This is a genomic window from Mesorhizobium sp. M1295 (assembly GCF_040318135.1).
Classification (GTDB): domain Bacteria; phylum Pseudomonadota; class Alphaproteobacteria; order Rhizobiales; family Rhizobiaceae; genus Mesorhizobium.
Map to the genome: position 1 here is coordinate 285,867 of NZ_JAMYLU010000004.1, position 15,429 is coordinate 301,295.

General features: G+C 62.9%; 15 protein-coding genes and 1 pseudogene. 6 read left to right on the plus strand and 10 right to left on the minus strand.

Annotation, left to right across the window (positions count from 1 at the left end; translation table 11 throughout):
• Positions 1–106 precede the first annotated feature (106 nt).
• Entirely contained in the window at positions 107–1,426 is a 1,320-nt protein-coding gene (locus NKH29_RS08780) for an MFS transporter (protein WP_352484068.1), read from the minus strand.
• A gap of 120 nt (positions 1,427–1,546) precedes the next feature.
• On the opposite strand from NKH29_RS08780, the gene NKH29_RS08785 reads away from it, so the two are divergent.
• Positions 1,547–2,464, plus strand: a complete 918-nt coding sequence (locus NKH29_RS08785) for a LysR substrate-binding domain-containing protein (RefSeq protein ID WP_352484126.1) — start codon at positions 1,547–1,549, stop codon at positions 2,462–2,464.
• A gap of 14 nt (positions 2,465–2,478) precedes the next feature.
• Here NKH29_RS08785 and der read toward each other — a convergent pair whose 3' ends face one another.
• Together der and NKH29_RS08795 are read right to left on the minus strand one after the other, a co-directional pair.
• Positions 2,479–3,912 (minus strand): ribosome biogenesis GTPase Der, encoded by a 1,434-nt coding sequence (der, locus tag NKH29_RS08790; RefSeq protein ID WP_352814322.1) that lies wholly within the window; start codon positions 3,910–3,912, stop codon positions 2,479–2,481.
• 59 nt (positions 3,913–3,971) lie between these two features.
• Positions 3,972–4,637, minus strand: coding sequence for a tetratricopeptide repeat protein (locus NKH29_RS08795; protein ID WP_352548679.1), 666 nt, complete (start codon positions 4,635–4,637; stop codon positions 3,972–3,974).
• Between the two features lie 198 nt (positions 4,638–4,835).
• Here NKH29_RS08795 and NKH29_RS08800 point away from each other — a divergent pair, with 198 nt between their 5' ends.
• Positions 4,836–5,825, plus strand: a complete 990-nt coding sequence (locus NKH29_RS08800; RefSeq protein ID WP_502897683.1) for a polysaccharide deacetylase family protein — start codon at positions 4,836–4,838, stop codon at positions 5,823–5,825.
• Between the two features lie 28 nt (positions 5,826–5,853).
• On the opposite strand, the gene sbmA is transcribed toward NKH29_RS08800, so the two are convergent.
• The 3 genes from sbmA to NKH29_RS08815 form a co-directional block, all read right to left on the minus strand.
• Positions 5,854–7,131 (minus strand): peptide antibiotic transporter SbmA, encoded by a 1,278-nt coding sequence (sbmA, locus tag NKH29_RS08805; protein WP_023716846.1) that lies wholly within the window; start codon positions 7,129–7,131, stop codon positions 5,854–5,856.
• A gap of 115 nt (positions 7,132–7,246) precedes the next feature.
• Positions 7,247–8,401, minus strand: a complete 1,155-nt coding sequence (locus NKH29_RS08810; RefSeq protein ID WP_352548682.1) for a YbfB/YjiJ family MFS transporter — start codon at positions 8,399–8,401, stop codon at positions 7,247–7,249.
• 112 nt (positions 8,402–8,513) lie between these two features.
• Entirely contained in the window at positions 8,514–8,723 is a 210-nt protein-coding gene (locus tag NKH29_RS08815) for a hypothetical protein (RefSeq protein ID WP_352496674.1), read from the minus strand.
• Positions 8,724–8,820: 97 nt separating this feature from the next.
• On the opposite strand from NKH29_RS08815, the gene NKH29_RS08820 reads away from it, so the two are divergent.
• Positions 8,821–9,735 (plus strand): LysR substrate-binding domain-containing protein, encoded by a 915-nt coding sequence (locus tag NKH29_RS08820; protein WP_352999391.1) that lies wholly within the window; start codon positions 8,821–8,823, stop codon positions 9,733–9,735.
• Here NKH29_RS08820 and NKH29_RS08825 read toward each other — a convergent pair.
• The 3 genes and pseudogenes from NKH29_RS08825 to NKH29_RS08835 all read right to left on the minus strand — a co-directional run bounded on the left by NKH29_RS08825 (position 9,732) and on the right by NKH29_RS08835 (position 11,882).
• A pseudogene (locus NKH29_RS08825) lies at positions 9,732–10,363 on the minus strand (IS5 family transposase). The gene NKH29_RS08820 and the pseudogene NKH29_RS08825 sit on opposite strands and share 4 nt — an antisense overlap.
• 190 nt (positions 10,364–10,553) lie before the next feature.
• Positions 10,554–11,396, minus strand: a complete 843-nt coding sequence (locus NKH29_RS08830) for an SDR family oxidoreductase (RefSeq protein WP_352548684.1) — start codon at positions 11,394–11,396, stop codon at positions 10,554–10,556.
• Between the two features lie 102 nt (positions 11,397–11,498).
• Complete coding sequence (locus tag NKH29_RS08835; protein ID WP_352999392.1) at positions 11,499–11,882, minus strand: DUF1330 domain-containing protein; 384 nt, start codon at positions 11,880–11,882, stop codon at positions 11,499–11,501.
• Positions 11,883–12,034: 152 nt separating this feature from the next.
• Here NKH29_RS08835 and NKH29_RS08840 point away from each other — a divergent pair, with 152 nt between their 5' ends.
• From NKH29_RS08840 to NKH29_RS08850, 3 genes are all read left to right on the plus strand, one after another.
• Positions 12,035–12,925 carry a LysR family transcriptional regulator gene (locus tag NKH29_RS08840; RefSeq protein ID WP_352484076.1) on the plus strand — a complete coding sequence of 297 codons (891 nt, stop codon included), beginning with the start codon at positions 12,035–12,037 and terminating at the stop codon, positions 12,923–12,925.
• Positions 12,926–13,134: 209 nt separating this feature from the next.
• Entirely contained in the window at positions 13,135–14,391 is a 1,257-nt protein-coding gene (locus tag NKH29_RS08845) for an aminopeptidase (protein ID WP_352999394.1), read from the plus strand.
• A gap of 56 nt (positions 14,392–14,447) precedes the next feature.
• Positions 14,448–14,798: a DUF488 domain-containing protein gene (locus NKH29_RS08850; RefSeq protein WP_352588955.1), complete on the plus strand. Its 351-nt coding sequence runs from the start codon at positions 14,448–14,450 to the stop codon at positions 14,796–14,798.
• Between the two features lie 205 nt (positions 14,799–15,003).
• On the opposite strand, the gene NKH29_RS08855 is transcribed toward NKH29_RS08850, so the two are convergent.
• Positions 15,004–15,357, minus strand: a complete 354-nt coding sequence (locus NKH29_RS08855; protein ID WP_352588952.1) for an ArsC family reductase — start codon at positions 15,355–15,357, stop codon at positions 15,004–15,006.
• Positions 15,358–15,429 lie beyond the last annotated feature (72 nt).

A 15,429-nucleotide genomic window follows, 5' to 3' on the forward strand; every position in this document is an offset into this window, starting at 1 on the left:
GAACTCTCCAGAAACGCAACGGACCCCACTGGAGAGCTACAATGATGCATTAACCTTGATGGGGCGTTAACAGCTTAGAACGTTGTTTTCCCATCTCATGTCGAAGTCAGGCGCTTTTGCGGCCATCGCTTGACGGAAGAAAGATCGGCCAGGCGATCAGTGCGCAAATAGCCGCACCCAGCCAGACGCCTGCCCACGAGCAGAGCACGAGAAGTCCGGGGATGGCGATCGGCACCAGGAAGAAGGCAATGAAGACCAGGCTGTTGGCGAGGCCGAGCGCCGTTCCGGCCTGGCTCGCGCCGGCCAGCGTCGCAAGCTCGGTGTAGGCGACGCCATGCCAGGAGGAGACGCAAATGCCGGCCACGACCAGCATCGCGACGATCGCCGGCGACAGCATCGGCACTTGGCCTGACAAGAATTGGGCCGCCAACAAGACGAGCGCCGCAAGCACGGTGAAGGCGATCAGGCTCAACAGGCTGCACAGACGCAGGAACGACCGGCGGTTGCCGTGACGGTCGGTGTAGCGGCCGCTCCAGACGCGCATGACCATGGCGCCGACCTGCACGGCGGCGAGGCTGGCGCTGATCACGGCTGTTCCCATGCCGGCGAAATCATGCAGGAAGACGGAAGCAAAGGTGAGCACCGCCACCTGCGGAAAGCACAGCAGGCCGATGGCTGTTGCGATGCGCCAGACGGCCGGGTTGCGCAGCGGCGCCGGGCCGGCCGGCAATGCCGTGCTGCTCGAATTGGTATCGTCATGCACCGGTGGCTGATGCAGCCAGCGCCAGGCGAGAGAGGTCGAGACGGCGGATGCAGCCGCCAGAAGTCCGAAGACCGCCGTGAAGCCATGGGCCGAAGCGAGCGACGGCAGCACGAGCGCGCCAAGCCCGCCGCCAAGCGGCACCGCTGTCTGCCTGATGCTCATGGCAAAGCCGCGCTCGCCTTCGCCGAACCAGGCCATGATGGCACGGCCGCTGGAGCCGTTGACGCTACCGCCGAGCAATCCGGTGACCAGCAGGGCAGCGGCGAGAAGCGCGATGCCAGGAATGTGGGCCGGTGACGGCACGATCAGCGCGGCCATGACAAGCAGCCAAACCGCGGTTGCGCCGAGCCCGGTCAGCAGCACGCGGCGGTCGCCCCAGCGATCGGTCAGCAGTCCCCACGGCAATTCGCTCAGCGCTACGCCCAGGCCGAGAAGACCAAGCGCCATGCCGAGTTCGCCATTGGAGAGATGATAGCCCGAGCGCAGGAACACCGCCGTCGCCGGAATGCCGGAGAAGGTCGCGGAAAAGCAGGCATTGGCGGCGACGCCGATGCCCAGCACCTTCCAGCGATGATTGGCTCGAAGTGCCGCCGCTTCCGACGGGGCGGCAACGGCGCCTGGGCGAAACGGTTTGCAATCTGGTCCTGTGGCGACAGCAGACATGGTTCAGCTCCTGCATGGGCTGGTTGCGTTCGGTCTTGACGCGCTGTCTCTATCGCCATAGCTTCGTCCTGAATATCAGGAAGTTTTTGACGTAATGTCCCAAATACCAGGATTATTGCCATCCGACGCGTGACATTCGATCTCGACGTCCTGCGCAGCTTCGTCACCGGTATGGAGTTGGGCAGCTTCGCCAAGGCCGCCGACCGGCTCGGCCGCTCGACCTCGGCAATCAGCGCACAATTGAAGAAACTGGAGGAGCAGGCGGCGACGCCGATCTTCCGAAAGTCGGGGCGCAGCCTGGCGCTGACCGAGGCAGGCGAGACCATGCTGGGCTATGCGCGGCGGCTGATCGAGCTCAACGACGAGGCCGCGTCCGCCATCCACGACGTCGAGCTGGAGGGCTGGGTGCGGCTTGGATTGCAGGAGGATTTCGGCGAGGCGGTCCTGCCGGAGGTGCTCGGGCGCTTCGCCCGCGCCCATCCCAAGGTCAAGATCGAAGCCAGGATCGCACGCAGCCACGAGCTTGCCGAACGGATCATTTCGGGCAGCCTGGATATCGCGCTTGCCTGGCACAATGGCGCGACGCTGCCTTACAGCCGGCATGTCGCCGACGTCCAGATGCGCTGGATCGGCCCGACAAAACCGATCGAGATCAGCCTGCGCGATAGCGAGCCATTGCCGCTGGTGGCGCTTGAGGCGCCGTGCCTGCTGCGCAGCGTGGCGACCGAAACGCTCGACCGCGCCGGCCTGTCATGGCGGATGGCGTTCTCCAGCCCGAGCCTTGGCGGCATCTGGGCGGCCGTTGCCGCCGGGCTCGGACTGACGATCCGCACCGATATCGGCCTGCCGGCCACCGTCAGGGCGATGACGCCGGAGATCGCCGGACTGCCCGCCTTGCCCAAGATGGCGCTGTTCCTGCACCGCAAGGAGGCCGAGCCCGACCCGGTGGCGGCGCGGCTTGGCGACATCCTGCTGCAGGCGGCGCTGGAAGCGTTGCCGCAGACGCAAACAGCGCCTGTCCTGCGCAACGTGGCGTAGAGGAGAAGTGGCGCTCAGTGGCGCTTCTTTGCCTTGCTGGCGAACGGGTTGTCCGAGGTGCGCAAGGCGATGCGGATCGGCACGCCGGGCATGTCGAAAGCCTCGCGCAGGCTGTTCGAGAGATAGCGGACGTAGGATTGCGGCATCGCATCCGGCCGTGAGCAGGAGACGACGAAGCCCGGCGGCCGCGTCTTGGCCTGCGTGACATATTTGATCTTCAGCCGACGCCCGGCGACGGCGGGCGGCGGATGATGCGCCAGGATGCCTTCCAGCCAGCGGTTGAGCTTGCCGGTCGACACACGGCTGTTCCAAACTCGATGCGTCCTGATGACGGCATCCATCAGCTTGTCGAGGCCACGCCCGGTCTCGGCCGACACCGGCACCGCCTGCATGCCGCGCGCCTGCGGCAGCAGCCGCTCGGTTTTTTCGCGCAGCTCGGCCAGCAACTCCTGGGGATGGTCGATAAGGTCCCATTTGTTGAAGGCGATCACCGGGGCACGGCCCTCGCGGATGATCAGGTCGGCGATCTGCAGATCCTGCTTCTCGAAGGGAATGGTGGCGTCGAGCACGATGATGACGATCTCGGCAAAGCGGATGGCGCGCAAGCCGTCCTGCACCGACATCACTTCGAGCTTTTCGTGGATCCTGGCCTTGCGGCGCATGCCGGCGGTGTCGAACAATTTTAAGCGGCGGCCATGCCAGTCCCAGTCGACCGAGATGGAATCGCGGGTGATGCCGGCCTCGGGGCCGGTCAACAGCCGTTCCTCGCCGATCAGCGCGTTGATCAGCGTCGACTTGCCGGCGTTGGGACGGCCGACGACGGCGATGCGCATCGGCTTGGTGTCGTCATAGCTCGGCTCTGCGTCCGGGTCGGTGATGTCCTCGCCGATCAGCACCTCGCTGGCGGCGACCTCATCCTCGCCGGCCTCTTCGTCCTCGCCGAAGGCGCGCGCCTCGCCAAGTGCCGCGATCACCGCGTCGCGCAGATCGGGCAGGCCCTGGCCGTGTTCGGCCGAGACCGGGATCGGTTCGCCAAGGCCGAGCTCCCAGGCCTCCAGCATGCCGCCCTGGGCGCCGCGCGCCTCGGCCTTGTTGGCAACGACGACAACCGGCTTGCCGGACTTGCGCACGATCTCGGCGAACGTCTTGTCGTCGGGCATCAGCCCGGACTTGGCATCGATCGTAAAAAAGATCAGGTCGGCCTCGCGGATGGCGATCTCGGTCTGGGCGCGCATGCGGCCGGGCAGCGTCGAGGCGGCCGCATCCTCGAAGCCGGCGGTGTCGATGACGTCGAAATGCAGATCGTAGAGTTTTGCGGCATGGACGCGTCGATCGCGGGTGACGCCCGGCGTATCGTCGACAAGCGCCAGCTTCCTTCCCACCAGCCGATTGAAAAGGGTCGATTTGCCGACGTTAGGCCGGCCGATGATGGCGACTTTGAAGGTCATCCGGCCCTGCTATGCATGTCGTTGCCCCAAAACCGCTGTGCACTTTTGGGCGACATGCATTACGATACACCGCCCGAGCCGCGGATCAGCTCCGACATCAACGTCGCCCGCTCGCGCGTGTTGCGCGGGGCGCCGTCGTCCGCGGCGATCTGGTCGAACAGCTTCAATGCATCCGCCGCCTTGCCTTCCTTCCAGGCGGCAAGGCCAAGCGCCTCGCGCGCCGTATGGCGCAGCGTGTTGGTGTCGGCGGTCAGCGCCTCGACGCGGCTGGAGACATCGGCGAAAGAGCCATGGTCGACCAGAAGCAGCGCTGCCCTGAGCCGCGCCATGTCGCGAATGCCGGAGGGGATCTTGGTGTCGGCGGCGACCTCGTCGAAATCCTTGACGGCGGCGTCGACGTCGCCCTTGTCCGCCTTGACGGTTGCCGCACGCATGCGGGCGAGCAGCGGATAGGCGCCGTAGCCGTCCTTCTCAAGCCCCTCCAGAGCGGCAAGCGCCTCGTCGTTCTTGCCCTCATTGGCAAGCTTTAGCGCTTGCGAGAAGGCATCCCCCGAGCGGTTGGCGCGGGTCTCGTCCCAATAGCGGTAGCCGACGACAGCAGCGGTGCCGAGCACCACCAGCACGGCCAGCACAAGCACGGCGGGACCGAAACGGTCCCACAGCGCATGCGCCTGATCGCGACGAATCTCTTCGTTGACTTCGCGGATAAAACTGTCGTCCGACATGGATCAAAACCATTCATGCCCCGGCCGGGGCGGTTGATGAGCCCGCGTTTTAGCGAAATTTCGCCGGCATGGAAGGGGTTCGGCAGGAAAATCGCCCATTCACGAGGCAACCACCGCCAACGGCGGCCGCGCAGGTCGATCGTACCCGTGCCATATTTCACCGGTAGGCGGTGCTTCTACATTCCTCAATCCGGTCAGATGCCTTTGTCCCGTTTGTCCCGCGTTGTTGCGTTTTCGATTGCTACCGGCGCGGCTTTTGCCGACCCGCCGGCGGCGCCGGCAAAACCGAAGCAGATCGTCATCATCTCGTTCGACAGCGCCCGCGACATTTCGCAGTGGCAGCGCAGCCGGGCATTGGCCGCACGCACAGGCGCGCATTTCACCTATTTCGTCTCGTGCGTGTTCCTGCTGTCGCCCGAGACACGCAAGCAATACACCGCGCCCGGCAAGACAGAAGGCAAATCGAATATCGGCTTTGCCGCTTCCAAACAGGAAGTCGCCGAGCGGCTCGAGCAGATCAACCTCGCCGCCAGGGAAGGCCACGACATCGGCAGCCATGGCTGCGGCCATTTCGACGGCAAGGACTGGAGCAAAGCCGACTGGCTGAGCGAGTTCGGCTCGTTCAAGCACATTCTCCAAAACGCCTATTCGATCAACGGCATCGCGCCCGAACCAACGGGCTGGCGCGATTTCGCAGGCAAGGCAGTGGTCGGCTTCCGCGCGCCTTATCTGTCGGCAAACAAGGCGCTCTACGAGGCGCTGCCCGCGGCCGGTTTCCTGCTCGACGCAAGCGGCGTTTCGCGCGGGCCGGTCGAGCCGCCGACCGTCAACGGCATCACGCGCTTTTCGCTGCCGCAGATCCCGGAAGGGCCGAGCTCAAGGCGCGTGATCGCCATGGATTACAATCTCTATGTCAGACATTCCGGCGGCTTCGAGCGGCCGAGCATGGCAGAAGAGTTCGCTGACCGGACCTATCACGCGTTCCGCGCCGCCTTCGATGCGCAATACCAGGACAAGCGCATTCCGCTTGAGCTCGGCTTCCACTTCACGCTGATGAATGACGGCGCCTACTGGAATGCGCTGGAACGCTTTGCCGGCGAGGTCTGCGTCAAAGCGGACGTCGAGTGCATCAGTTTTCACGATTATGTCGCGCGGCGAGGCGAAAAGCAGGCGGCGGTGGGCGGCTGAGCCGCCCAGCGCCCTCCACCCGATTTTCTTAGCTTGCTGGCTGATCCTCAGGGCGCAGGCCAGCTTGCTCCCGTTCCAGATAGTGCTGATCGATTACCGGCAGCGGTGCCCCTTCAAGGGTCGCTTCGAACGCGCGCAGACGTTTGTAGATAGAAATCAACTCGACGATAGTAGGCCAGGAATTGACGAGATACTGGAACGAACTGGCGACTTGGGAAAAGGCGGAGACGACCTGCTGAAAAATGCCGAAGCTTATCTTGCCTACAGCGAGAGTCGGAACAAGAATAAGTGTGGCGAAAACATTGTCTACCTGGAGATAGAGATACCGGACCATGTCGAAGTAGACATAATGAGCGTAGAGGGTGAAATAGTTCTTCCGAACATTCGCGAACAGCTCAGCTAGGGTTGGCGGTTGCGCTCTTGCCATATCGTCCTCACCAAGGACAAGTTCCTTGCGCAGAGCGGCTTCAACCCGTTGATTCCGAAATTCCAGGCCAGGAAGCTTGACCCCGACCACGGCCAACAACCCAGTGCCGAACAACGACCACACGATTGCGGCGATGACCAGTGGATAGGGAATCGCTCCGACGATGGGAAGGGTTGGGACATGACGAGACAGAGCTGCCAGCAAGGGCAGGAATGCGATGAGGGTCATAACGGAATCGATGAAGTTCACTCCCAGCCCTTGCATTGTGCTCGAGAAGCGCATCGTGTCGTCCTGAACGCGCTGCGACGCCCCTTCGATATGACGTAGCCTCGGCCAATAGGCGGTAAAATAGTCGTTCATGGCCGTCCGCCAGCGGAAGACATAGTGCCTGACGAAGAAGACGTTCAAAACCGCGATGGTCATATAGACCAGCGCCAAAGAGAGGAACTGCCACACTCCGTAGTAAAGCTCGGCAGGCGTGACAGAGCCGGGCGTGGTCAGGGCCCTCTGCACCATGTCGTAGAACATGCCACGCCAATCGTTCAGCGCCACACTTATCTGGACGATGAAATTAGTGACAAAAACAACCAAACCAGAACCAAGGATCGACCAATTCTGCCAGGGATGGGGGGCGTACAGCGCCCAAAAAAGGTAAAATATGCCGATACCAGCGAAGAAATATCCGTAGAACCAGAGGAATGACGGCGTCAGGAATCTCACTGGGCTTATGACAGGCGCTGCCTGCGGATCGACTGGCGGCATGCCAAGCATCGTGCCGAGGTGTTCGCCGCCGAAAAACCAAAGAACAACGAGCAGAAGGCTCCAGACGGCCGCCGAGGTGAAAAACAGCTTCGGCTGCGGAAAAAACGATACAAACACTGTGGGAAAATCCTCGGTCGATGCGCAAATCAGCGGGTTCAGCGGGCATAAAGTCACACATTAGTGGGAAAGAAAATGCCCGCTACCCGACGCCCGGTGCCGAGCAAGACCATAATCATGGCGATTTTGGCGCAGCCGACCAGGCGATCGCGCCGGAGGCTAGCAGGACGGCGGCGGCCACGATCGAGGCAAGGAAAAAGTTACCCGAGGCCTGCGCAAGCAGCCCGGCGACGATCGGGCCGATGATCTGGCCAAGGCCGAAGGCGGCCGTCATTACCGCCAGCATCCGGCGTGGTGCTTGCGGAGCAAGCTGCCTGCCGGCCTGCAGGCCAAGCGCGGTGATGGCAATGAAGGTGCCGCCGACAAGAAGGCCGCCGAGCAGCGGCCCGGTGCACCCGCCCATGACGACACTGGCGCTGACGCCGACCACCTCGACCAGGCACCCCAAGGCGTAGGTGGCATAGAGCCCGATTTTAGCCGCGAGCTTCTGCCACAGCCAGACCGAGGGAAAACCGGCAAGTCCGGTGACCATCCAGACCACAGTCTCGAAGACGCGGCTGCCGCCGCCCTGGCGGACGATGGCGACCAAGAACGTTGCCGTGACGATGTAGCCGAAGCCGAACAGGCCGTAGGCGACGATGATCTTCACCAGCGACTGGTGTGTCGGCAATGCCGGCTCGCTCCCGGTGGTGCTGTTCGCGGCCGAGGTGCCGCCGGCCAGCAAGGCGACGGCGGCAAAGCCGCAGGCTGAAATCACCGCCGACCACAGCCAGCCCGCAGCCCAGCCGGCATGTTCGGTGACGAGGACTGCCAACAGCGCCGAAGACGCCGCGATGCCGAGGCCGACTCCGCCGAAATACAGCGCCTGCAGGTCGTTTCGCCCGGCTGCGGCGAGATGACCAAAAACGATGCTGGTCATGAAGACCAATACGAAGGCGCTGGCGAGGCCGGCAAGAAAGCGGATGAGGAGAAAGACGGGCATCGTGCCGGTCAGGCCCATCAGGCCGGCGAGGATCGCAGTGGCGGCGAGGCCGGCCAGCATCAGCTGGCGCTCGCGGCCTTGCGCCCAGCCGCCGGTGGCGGCAAGCGCGCCGACGAGGTAGCCGAGATAATTGGCCGATGCGATCCAGCCGGCATCGGCCGGCGACAGGCCGAGCTCTTCCATCATTCCGGGCAGGATCGGCGTATAGACGAAGCGGCCGATGCCCATGGCGACGGCCAGGGCGATCATGCCGGCGATTGCCAGACGCAAGGGCGAAGCGATGTTCATCGCGGTGCACCATAGGTGCGCCTGCCAGTGAGACAATCCGCCTTTTATTGGGCCAGAAGTGTTCGCGGCCGCGTCGGCGGCTGGCTCGCCTGAAGTGCCAGCAAGTCCTTGTTTAGCCGCAGCAGGTCCTTGGCGGGGCCGTCTCAAAGTGAGTACGACCCGCAGTCAGCCTGAACGGCATGTCGGCGAGTTCGCGCTCCGACATGGTGTCGAGCACCGGATGCGACAGCGGATCGGTCACCCAGTTGGTGGCCTCGCTGTCATGCCGGTGTGGCTGCATTCCGATTGGGGAAAAGGCGCCGAGCCATGATAAAATCTTCATCGGATTTGCCTCCTCACTCTGAGTAACCCACCTAAAATCCGGCATTCGGCAGCGCCTGACAATTGAGATTTAAGCCGTACGAGTTTAGAAAAACTGTATGGCTATGCTGAACCGTGTCCATCTCAACGGCTTGCGCGCCGTCGAAGCCGTCGCCCGCCTGGGCTCGCTCGCGGCGGCGGCCGGCGAGCTCAACGTCTCGGTCAGCGCCGTCAGCCAGCAGATCAACCGGACCGAAAAGCAGCTCGGCCGGGCGCTGTTCGAACGAACGCCAGCTGGCCTGGTGGCGACGGAATTCGGCACCGTCTTTACCGCGCGGCTCAGCGCAGGCTTCCGCGAGCTCGCACAGGCGGTAGCGCTTGCCGATGAAAGCTCGGAGTGCACGCTGGTGGTTTCGGTGGCGCCGGCTTTCGCCTCGAAATGGCTGCTGCCGCGGCTGTCGCGGCATTTCGCCCGCCATCCGAACGTGCTCCTGCGCATCGATGCCTCGGTGCGGCTTGCCGATCTCGATCGCTCGGACATCGACGTCGCCATCCGGCTCGGCGACGGCAAATGGCCGGGCGGGCGGGCAGAATTGCTGCTGGCGCAGGAGGTGTTTCCGGTCTGTGCACCGGTGATCGCCAGCAAGCTGAAATCGATCGAGGACCTTGCTTTGACCTGTGCGATCACCGACGAAAGGTCGATGATCAGCTGGGAGAGCTGGTTCGAAGCGGCCGGCGTGGAGCCGGTCACCTTCATGCAGGGCGCGCGCTTCACCGATCCGATGCTGTGCCTGGAATCGGCGATTGCCGGTCACGGTGTCATGCTCGGCTGGCAGTTGCTGGCCGCCGACGCGCTGGCCGATGGCCGGCTCGTCGCGCCGTTCGGCGCGAGGGCGCAGAGCGGGCTTGGCTATTGGCTGGTGACTTCGGCCAGCAAGGGCGAAAGCCGCAAGGTCAGGGATTTCAAGACCTGGATGCGCGAAGAGATCGAGGCGACGATGGCGCAGTTCAGATCGCTCGAGAGGGCCAGCTAGGACGTAGACTCATTACCGCCTAGCCAGATGCGGATTGCGACGAGTTTGAGCGCGGTAAGATAGTTCTCAGCCAGCTTGTCGTAGCGGGTTGCGATGCGGCGGAATTGCTTCGCTTTGTTGAAGAAGCGCTCAACTAAGTTGCGGGCCTTATACAAGAAGGGGCTGAAGCAGATCGGGTCCTTGCGGTTGGCCTTGGGCGGGATGTTGGCCCATGCTTTTCGCTCGCTGACCGCATTGCGCAAGGCGTCGGCATCATAGCCCTTGTCGGCGAGTAGCATGGCACCCTCCGGCAAATCCGTGATCAGGTCCGCGGCCGAGGTAATGTCACTCATCTGACCTGCCGTGAGCATCAGTTTGATCGGCATGCCTTTGGCGTCGACAAGAGCATGGATTTTGGTTGTCAGCCCGCCTCGGGAACGACCGAGACAATGATCTCGATCCCCCTTTTTTGCCGTCGCGCCCTGCTGATGGACGCGAACAATAGAGGTGTCGATCATCTGCACCTTGCCGTCATGGACTTTGGTGATAGCACGCGCCGATCATCGACACGCGGCACACCTCGTGGCCTTTTGGGCAAAAGTGGCTTGATCACGTGCCATTCGAAGTCGGTCAGGTCATATCGGCTCATGCAGAGTCTGGAATCAGATTCCCCTGCAATAGGAAAGCCGCCAGTCGACAATCGACCTCTTAGCGGACGTATTTGATCAATTCACAGGTGGTCTTGGGAGTGCCGCAGCCACGAAGTCTTGACCTCGGAATTGCAGTGCCAATGGTGTTCAGCCACCAGCACGGCAAGTCCGGACGTTCCGCAGGGGTCGTTAGTTGCGGCCGTTGTCGTCGATGGCGAGGGAACTCGACAGCTCGCGATAGGTATCGATCTGCTGCTGCAGAATGGCAATCTTCTGCTCTGCCGTGGCAATGGCATCGGCACCGGCAAGGAAACGGTGGGGCAGCACGTCCCCAGCCGCGAGCGTGATCAGGGCGCGCGCAAGCTTGGCGGGGTCACCCCCTTGCTTGCCGTTTTGAGAACGCCAGAAAGCGATCTGCGCCGTCCGCCGCTCATGGTAGTCCTCGACGGAAGGCGCGGCATAGTTGGTCGACTCTTCCGTGAGAAGCTCGGTGCGGAAGAAGCCGGGGTTCACGATCATCGTCTCGATGCCGAACGGCACGACTTCGGTCTGCAGCGCCTCCATCCAGCCGTCGAGGCCGAACTTCGAGGCTGAATAGGCCGAGCAGAACTCGAAACCCATCAGCCCGGCCGTCGAGGAGATCGAAATGACCCTGCCGGACCGCTGGTTGCGCATCGCTGGCAGAAAGGCCCGCGTCACCTTCATGGGACCGACGAGGCTGGTGCTGAGCTGCAGTTGCATCTGTTCGGCGGTCAACTCTTCGAAGTACCCGGCAAAGAAACTCGCCGCATTGTTGACCAGCACGTCGATGCGGCCAAACCGGTCAAGCGTTGCCTGGGCAGCGGCTTCGGCGTCGGCCGCGCTCGTCACGTCCAGCTTGACGATAAGGAGGTTCTCGGACTTTCCGACGGCCCTTGCGACCTTTTCCGTGTTGCGGCCGGTTGCCACCACCTTGTGGCCCGCCGCCAACGCGGCCTTGGCGATATCCAGACCGAGGCCCCGGCCTGCGCCGGTGATGAACCAAACACTCATATTGGGCTCCTGTTGTCTAGGCCGCAGCTCGGCCTCGAATTCGGACGGATGGCCAGCATGGGCTGACGTCCCATGCTGGTACCCATCCGCTAGCGGACTGCATCACTGCGGAAGGCCGGCGCCTTCGGTGATGATGCGAAATCCTTCGGTCGACTTGGTAAAAAACTGCCGGGCCGCCGTGTATCCCGGCGAGTTGTAGTAGCGCTTGGCGTCAGCAAGGCTCGGGAACTCGGCGATGGCGATCACCGATCTCGAGCTTCCTTCGATGGCAGTGACATTAGGATTGTAGACGATCACGCGGCCGCCATACTGGGTGACGAGCGGCGAGGCGGCTTCGATGTACTGCTGAAACACCGCCTGATCCTTGATGTCATAGCTGCCGATCATGTAGGCGCGGGGGACGGCGCCCGTCGCTTCCTGAGCAAAGGCGGCCGGGCTCACGATCATGGTGAGAGCGGTGAGCGCGCCCATGATTACCTTCTTCATTTTGTTCTCCTTCAGTGAGCCAGTTGGACGGTAGGCATTGCGCGGAGAGTTGCTCCGGTTGACCGTCTGGCCTTGATGTCAGGAAGTTAGCTCCTTTAGCGGCATGCAATTAGATGGTATAATTTGCATGAGCTTAGAAGGGGGACTGATGAATGCGTCGCGACAGCCTGGATGACTTCCTGACCTTCATCGCCGTCGCCCGCGAGCGCAGCTTCACCAAGGCGGCCGCCATGCTCGGCGTGTCGCAGTCGGCTCTGAGCTATTCGATCCGGACGATGGAAGAGCGCCTCGGCGTTAGGCTGCTGACCCGCACGACCCGCAGCGTCTCGCTAACCGAAGCGGGGGATCGCCTGTTTCGAAGCATCGCTCCCAAGTTAGATGAGATCGCAAGCGAGATTGCCGCCCTCAGCGCCCTGCGCGACAAGCCGGCCGGCACAGTCCGGATCACCACGGTGGAGCATGCCGGCGAGACCATCATCTGGCCCGCCATGGTCGGGCTCATGCGCGACTATCCCGACATCAGGGTCGAGATTATCCACGACTACGGCTTGGCAGACATTGCGGCCGATCGCTTCGATGCGGGTGTACGGCTCGGCGAACAGGTGGACAAGGACATGATCTCGGCGCGCGTTGGGCCAGACTTCCGCATGGCGGTTGTGGTAGCGCCTTCATACTTCGCAAGCCGCTCCCGTCCGGTCACGCCTGAAGACCTTGCCGATCATGCGTGCATACCCCTGCGACTGCCCACAGGCGGCTGTGCACCGTGGGAGTTTCGCAAGGAGGGGCGGGAGTTGAAGGTGCGCGTTCAAGGACACGCCGCGTTCAACACCCTCGCGATGATCTGTCAGGCCAGCCTTGAAGGATTCGGGCTCGCCTATCTGCCCGAGGATCTGGTGACCTACCCACTCGAACAGGGTCGCCTGGTGCGTGTTCTTGAGGACTGGTGCCCCCTTCGGCCGGGATATCACCTGTATTATCCAAGCCGGCGCCAACACTCGCCGGCTTTCGCACTCGTGCTGGAAACGCTGCGCTACCGCGACTGAGTGCGGTTGAAATAAGGGTCGTCAGACCTCGACGACCATGGCACCTATCCAAGCCGCCCAGTACAGGAAGTCCGGAGCGTCCGTTTCCCACCGATCCCAGTCCCCCAATTTATGAGTTCACGGCCTAGGGCTGCCGGCGTCATCAGAGTGGAAAGGTCGGTAGCGCCGGTCTATGTAAGACACAGTCCCCAATCACGGCAGGCAGGATCATGACCACACATTCGCGCGGCGTTTCCGCAAGCATCGACCCGGTGAAGCTCGACAGGCTGGCGGAGGTCGCCGTCAAGGTCGGGCTGCAATTGCAGCCGGGGCAGGATCTGGTGCTGACCTCGTCTATCGCCGCGCTGCCTCTGACGCGGCAGATCGTCGAGCACGCCTACAAGGCAGGTGCGGGCCTGGTGACGCCGATCTTCAACGATGACGAGATCACGCTGGCGCGCTTCCGCTACGGCGCCGACGCCGGCTTCGACCGCGCCGCCGGCTGGCTCTTTGAAGGCATGGCAAAAGCCTTCGCCAATAATGCGGCGAGGCTTGCCGTGCGCGGCGAGGATCCGTCGCTGCTTTCTTCTCAGGACCCGGCAAAGGTGGCGCGTGCCAACAAGGCGAATTCGATGGCTTACCAGCCGGCGCTGGAGAAGATCACCGGCTTCGACATCAACTGGAACATCGTCGCCTATCCCGATCAGGCCTGGGCCAAGCAGGTATTCCCGGACGACGCCGAAGACGTCGCCGTGGCCAAGCTTGCCGACGCCATCTTTGCCGCCTCGCGGGTGGACGTCGAAGACCCGATCGGCAACTGGACGGCGCACAATGCGGCGCTGAAGAGCCGCACCGAATGGCTGAACGGCCACAATTTCCACGCGCTGCATTTCACCGGCCCCGGCACTGACCTGACCGTCGGGCTGGCCAATGGCCACGAGTGGATGGGCGGCGCCTCGACCGCCAAGAACGGCATCACCTGCAACCCCAACATCCCGACCGAAGAGGTTTTCACCACGCCGCATGCAAGGCGCGTCGAAGGCCATGTCACCAGCACCAAGCCGCTGTCCTATCAGGGTACCCTGATCGACGGCATTGCGGTTCGTTTCGAGGCGGGGCGCATTGTCGAGGCCAAGGCCACGAAGGGCGAGGATGTGCTGCAGAAGGTGCTCGACACCGATGAAGGCTCGCGCCGTCTTGGCGAGGTGGCGCTGGTGCCGCATTCCTCGCCGATCGCCAAGAGCGGGCTCTTGTTTTTCAACACGCTGTTCGACGAGAACGCCGCCTGCCACATCGCGCTTGGCCAGTGCTACTCTAAGTGCTTCGTCGACGGCGCCTCGCTCAGCCAGGAGGAGATCGCGGCGCGCGGCGGCAACAAGAGCTTCATCCACATCGACTGGATGATCGGCTCGGATAAGATCGACATAGACGGCGTCCATAAGGACGACAGCCGCGTGCCGGTGATGCGCAAGGGCGAGTGGGTTTAGGCCCGGGATCTCTAAGCGAAGGCCAGCAAGCAGCGGCGCCTGCTGGCCCAGCGGAGTTGGCAATGGAGCTCGCGGTCAAGCGCATTTATGAGCAGCCGGCGCCCGATGATGGGCAGCGGGTGCTGGTGGATCGCATATGGCCGCGCGGCATCGCCAAGCAGGACGCGGCGCTGACGCTATGGCTGAAGGACATCGCGCCAACCAATGCGTTGCGCAAATGGTTCGGCCATGAGCCGGCGCGCTGGTCGGAGTTCCAGCGGCGATACCGCGATGAGCTCGACCGGAACGGCGAGGCGGTTGCGGAACTGCGCGCCTTGCTCCGTGAAGGCCGGGTGACGCTGCTCTACGGCGCGCATGACGAGAAGCACAATAACGCGGTGGCACTGGCGAGCTATTTGCGTGAGTAGAAGCGCTCAATTCGGCATGCCGGCGGGACAGCACCCCTCTCTGTCCTGCCGGACATCTCCCCCTCAAGGGGGGAGATTGGCAGCTTCGCCGAAAGCGCCCTTCTTTGGAGACTAGCGAAAGCCGAAGTGACATCCAATCTCCCCACTAGAGAGGGAGATGTCCGGCAGGACAGAGGGGGGCGCGACGGATCGCGGCGGGTCGGTCCTATTTCCCACGCACCGCCTGCTGATAAACATCAGGCTTGAAGCCGACCAGGATGCGCTCGCCAAGTTCCAGCACCGGACGCTTGATCATCGTCGGCTTGGCCAGCATCAGCGCCTTGGCCTTCTTTTCATCCAGACCCATCCTGTCCTGGTCCGACAGTTCACGGAACGTCGTGCTCGCCTTGTTGAGCAGGATTTCCCAGCCGACCTTGCCTGACCAGCCGTTCAGCCGATCCGCGTCAAGCCCGTCTGCCCTGTAGTCGTGAAAGCGATAGGCAACATCGTGGCTCGCCAGCCAGGAACGCGCCTTCTTGACCGTATCGCAATTGGTGATGCCGTACATTGTGATCGTCAAAACGCGTCCTCGGACCAGTCGAATCTGACGGCACCCTAAAACCGCGCCTCTCACTTTTCCAGCGGCCTCGCC